The organism is Verrucomicrobiota bacterium (assembly GCA_019247695.1).
Classification (GTDB): Bacteria; Verrucomicrobiota; Verrucomicrobiia; order Chthoniobacterales; family JAFAMB01; genus JAFBAP01.
Genome location: JAFBAP010000146.1, coordinates 1 through 4081, shown reverse-complemented (window position 1 = coordinate 4081; position 4081 = coordinate 1). Strand labels below are relative to the sequence as shown.

The following is a 4081-nucleotide window of genomic DNA, read 5'->3' as shown; positions in this document are numbered from 1 at the left end:
ACACGGCGGGCACAGCGACAGAGGTTCACAAGGCGAACACGGCGAGCCACGGCGAACACGGCGGAAAGAAGAGTTACAGGCTTGACATCCGCGACTCTTCCCCAAGATACACCCGACACCCGGTATCATTTGTGGCATTCTCTGCCGCCCCGAACTCCGAACCCTTTCTTCTCCCCGCCGTGGTCGCCGTGTTCGCCGTGTGAACTCTTACGTTGTGCCCGCCAGACCCGCTGTGCCCGCTGTGTGACCGACACCCGACACCCGGTGTCATTGGTGGCGTTCTCCGCCGCTCCGAACGCCGAACTCCGAACCCCGAACCCCGAACCCCGAACTCCGAACCCCGAACTCTACCCGTGACCCGTCCCCGGGTCGGCGGCATTTTCCGCAGCGGCTGTGACCTCCGCCAGCAATTGCGCCAGCAAAGAGGGATCCACGGGTTTGACCAGGTGGCGGTTAATCCCCATCTTTTGCGAGTTCTGGCGGTCTTCCGGCTGGCCCCAGCCGGTTACGGCGGCGATGCAAACCTCCTTGAATTCCGGTTTTTGCCGCAACCGGCGTGCAACTTCATACCCGTCCATTCCCGGCAGCCCAAGGTCAAGGAGCACCACATGGGGCCGGAAGGTTTGCGCGACCGCCAGCGCTGCCGGCCCGTCATAAGCGATCCGCAGCTCGTGTCCGCTGAACCTCAGGATCGTGGCGAGGCCGTCCGCAGCGTCGCTATTATCGTCAACGACCAGGACCCGTAAACCTGCCCGCGTCCCACGGGGCATTTTTCTCTCTTTCGGTGATATTTTTTCCGCTTCCCGCCCAGGGCATGCCGCCTTGATCGCCGGGAGTCGCACCACAAACTCGCTGCCTCCGCCCAGCCCGGGGCTAAACGCTTCCACGGTGCCGCCGTGCAGTTCGACCAGGTTTTTGACCAGCGACAACCCGATTCCGACCCCGCCCACCGAACGGTTCAGTCGCCGTTCGCCCTGGACGAACAGCTCGAAAATGCGCGTGAGCATCGCCGGCGCGATGCCAATACCCGTGTCCTGAACCCGGATCACCGCATGCGAGCCCTCCAGTTCGGCACTAGCCCGGATCCGGCCGCCCGGATCGGTGTACTTGGCGGCGTTATTGAGCAAATTGGTCAGGATTTGCTCCAACCGGGTGCGATCCGCCTGCACCCACAAGGGCCCCTGGGGCCGGATCACTCTCAGGTCATGGCGGCGCTCCTCGCAGAACGGGGCAACCGATTCCGCCGCGCGCATCAGGCCCTCCCCGACTTCGACCGGTTCCCTCCGGAGCTCGAACCGCCCTTGGCTGATGCGCACCACGTCGAGCAGGTCATCCAGCAGCCGGGCCATGTGCCAGACCTGCCGTTCCGCCATTCGCAGCATCTGGGACACAAGGACCGGATCGGCCCTGGACTGACCAAAAACGTGCAACGCACTGCAAATCGGAGCCAGCGGATTGCGCAGTTCGTGAGCCAACAGCGCCAGAAATTCGTTTTTCTGCCGCTCGGCTTGTTTACGCTCAGTGATATCCACACCTTTGCTCACCAGCAACCGCTTACCCTCCCGGTCTCGACCGAGCGGAATGGTATGGAAATCCCAGGTGCGCTGCTCGCCGTTTTTAGCCCGGATCGTCCATTCGCCGTCGTAGACCGGGTCAGCAATCGTGAACAGTGTGTGAATGTAGTTCCTCGCCGCCTCACCGTCGCCGTTATAAGCTCTGGAGAGCCAGTCCTCGAGGGTCGGAATGTCTTCAAGGGTGTAACCGGAACACTTGGTCCAACCGTTGCTCAGCAGCCGGACCACGCCTTGTTCGTCATATATCATGACCGGAATGGGGGACCTGGCCATGGCAGTTCGAAGCTGGCGTTCACTCTCGTGGAGGTGTTCGGTCATCAGTTTCCGCTGTTTGATTTCCGCTGAGAGCGCGGCGTTTGCCGCCCCGAGCGAGGCAGTGCGTTCGGCGATCTTCGCTTCGAGCGCTTCATTTATTCTCCGCGTTGCATCCTGGGCCTCCTGGAGCGCCTGGTTGGCAGCCCTCAAGTCTTTCGGGCTCGGGAGCGCCAACGCGCGCGGAATCAACGCAATCAACGCAACGGCGGTCAGGAGCGAAACGGCTGCCGTCGCGGCCTTGATGGCTCCCGCCAGCCAATACATGGGATGCCAGATGCTCACCACCTCGAGCACGTGAGTAGTTCCGCAGGCGACGATGAAAATGGCGAAACAGACAAAGATCCAGTCAAAAGCCAGGTCCTTCCGGCGCCGCACGAAATAGACCAGCGTGATCGGGATGGTGTAATAGGCTAGCGCGATCAGAATATCGGAACCGGCATTCAACCAGATGAGGTACGGGTCCCAAGTGTAACAGAACCCGTGAGGCATAAAGGTTGCGCTCGAGAAGAGGTTTGTGAGCAAATCCATTCGCAACGGTTCGTAGCACAGTCTTTGGACGCCTGGAATCCGGGCTGGATTCGCCTCCGGCGTCCGCCTCACCGCGATACTTACCGTCGCGATCTTAGCATTGATCGTAGAAATTACTAATTATTATTATAATTATGTAGTCAAGACCGGCAGGCCGGTGCGGAGGCCGTTCGCCGATCCGGCTTTGTTCACCCCGGCAAAACGGGGTTGGCGAACGGCGTCGCGGCGGTGTCCCTTGGGGGGCCCATTTGAGTTTTGCCTGGAACGCGTGAAGGGGTATTTTTAGGCCGCAAGGCTTCAGTTCTCGACCTGCTTACGGATCATGAGGTGCGGCGGTTCGAACATGTCCCCACGCTTCTGAGGCGGGCAGCCGTGAGGCTTAGCGCATGCCAGAACCCGTTAGTCCACCTCGATACGGACATCGGCGGCGACATTGATGACCTTTGCGCGCTGGCCTTCCTGCTGGGCGGATCCTCCGCTCGGATCGCCGGTATCACCACCTGCAGCGAACGGGATGGGCGCCGGGCCGGTTACGTCCGGCACAGGAGATCGTGACGGCAGAAATGCGGCGAATGCCGCAAGCGGAAAAATGCCGGAAATGAAATGCCGCGAGTGCCGCAAATGAAAAATTTGCCTCAGTTGGGGATCAGTGATTTTTGGCATCGTTCCGCTTGTGGCAGTGAGCTAGAACAATTCGCCCTGGAGGCCCTGCGGCGGGTGTTCGCCTGCTCTGGCCGCCTCTTCCCTGACTTCGTTAAGCAAGGAGCGGAACTCGCACTGCTCGAGACCCGCGATGTACTCGGGATAAGCCGGGCGCAGGGTCATCGATTTCACGGGTACCGTCAAGTCATGGTCAAGCTCCAGGCGTACCATCTCGCGATTGTGGGCGATCTGCGTTCGGTTTGCCGCCAGCTTCGCCCTTAAGGTCGGGTTGGAGACCTTTTCGAGGTTCGCCAGGAGATTTTCAACCGTCCCGAACTCCCGGACGAGGTTAGCCGCCGTTTTCGGCCCGACCTTCTCCACTCCCGGGATGTTGTCGACCGAGTCACCCGTAAGGGCCAGCACCTCCGGGATACTCGCCGGCGGTACGCCCCATTTTTGCGTGACCTCCTCGGTGCCCAACAAGACAAAGGAATCCGCCGGGTTCTTCAGATCGGCCTTGTTCGTCGAGTAAATCCGGACCATCGGCCCGACCAACTGAAAAAGATCCTTGTCGCTGGTTGCGAGGACGCATTCGATCTGTTCCCGGAGTGCGATGGCCACGTAGCAGGCCATCAGGTCGTCCGCTTCGGTATTCGGCTTTGCGACTGACTCCAGGCCCATCGCGGAACAAAAACGACGAATGAAGGCGAGTTGCGGCACCATCGGCGACGGCATTTCCTGGCGCTGCTGTTTGTAAGCAGGCTGCAGGTTCACGCGCCGTTCCGGCAGACCTTCATCCCAGAAAACGGCGATGTAGTCCGGCCGCAGATCCTTCAGCATCTTGCGAACCGATTTGACGAACCCGTAAATGGCGTTGGTAGGCTCGCCGCGCGAGTTGTTCAGAGATTGGATCGCGTGGTAAGAGCGGTACACGTAGTAATGGCCGTCGATTAACAAGAAGCGCACGGAACAGGATCTCCGAGGATCGGATTCGCGCAACGAGGAACCCGTAACGGGTAACG

3 protein-coding genes are annotated in these 4081 nt (G+C 60.4%); all 3 read right to left on the bottom strand.

The features are described from left to right. Window positions 1-347: 347 nt before the first annotated feature. Window positions 348-2417 (bottom strand): response regulator, encoded by a 2070-nt coding sequence (locus JO015_16745; GenBank protein ID MBW0000746.1) that lies wholly within the window; start codon window positions 2415-2417, stop codon window positions 348-350. Between the two features lie 399 nt (window positions 2418-2816). After that, on the bottom strand, window positions 2817-3080 hold the full coding sequence (locus tag JO015_16740) for a hypothetical protein (protein ID MBW0000745.1): 264 nt from the start codon (window positions 3078-3080) through the stop codon (window positions 2817-2819). Window positions 3081-3101: 21 nt separating this feature from the next. Continuing rightward, window positions 3102-4025 (bottom strand): flap endonuclease, encoded by a 924-nt coding sequence (locus JO015_16735; GenBank protein ID MBW0000744.1) that lies wholly within the window; start codon window positions 4023-4025, stop codon window positions 3102-3104. Window positions 4026-4081 lie beyond the last annotated feature (56 nt).